This window comes from Pseudomonas sp. SIMBA_068, from assembly GCF_046534705.1.
Classification (GTDB): domain Bacteria; phylum Pseudomonadota; class Gammaproteobacteria; order Pseudomonadales; family Pseudomonadaceae; genus Aquipseudomonas; species Aquipseudomonas putida.
This window is the reverse complement of sequence record NZ_JAWRYI010000730.1, coordinates 1-264: the sequence shown is the minus strand read 5'-3', so window position 1 is coordinate 264 and position 264 is coordinate 1. Positions and strand designations below refer to the sequence as shown.

1 protein-coding gene and 1 pseudogene are annotated in these 264 nt (G+C 65.5%); both read right to left on the bottom strand.

Annotated features, from left to right (window positions below; all coding sequences use genetic code 11):
• Window positions 1-125 (bottom strand): annotated as a pseudogene (locus SB756_RS31185) (patatin-like phospholipase family protein); the annotation flags it as partial.
• 50 nt (window positions 126-175) lie between these two features.
• Window positions 176-264, bottom strand: an 89-nt coding sequence (locus SB756_RS31180) for a hypothetical protein (RefSeq protein WP_410913383.1), incomplete at its 5' end; no start/stop codon positions are given.

Below are 264 nucleotides of genomic sequence, written 5' to 3'. Positions count from 1 at the left end.
ACCGGGAACGGGTTGCGCGCCCCCGGGCCCAGCAACTCGGCAATCGCCGCCAGCACGCCGACTTGATAAGCGGCCCGGGCACCACCGCCGGAAAGAATCAAACCTGTTACCGGTCCAGCACTCATTGCTTCACTCCATCCATGGCGTACCAGGGCCGCTCATCAAGGCCAGAGGGTCAACCGCGCTTCTTATAGAGCTTGGGCTCGCCTGGCGGCCGGCTCTTGAAGCGACGGTGAGCCCAGAGGTACTGCTCGGGGCAGGCGC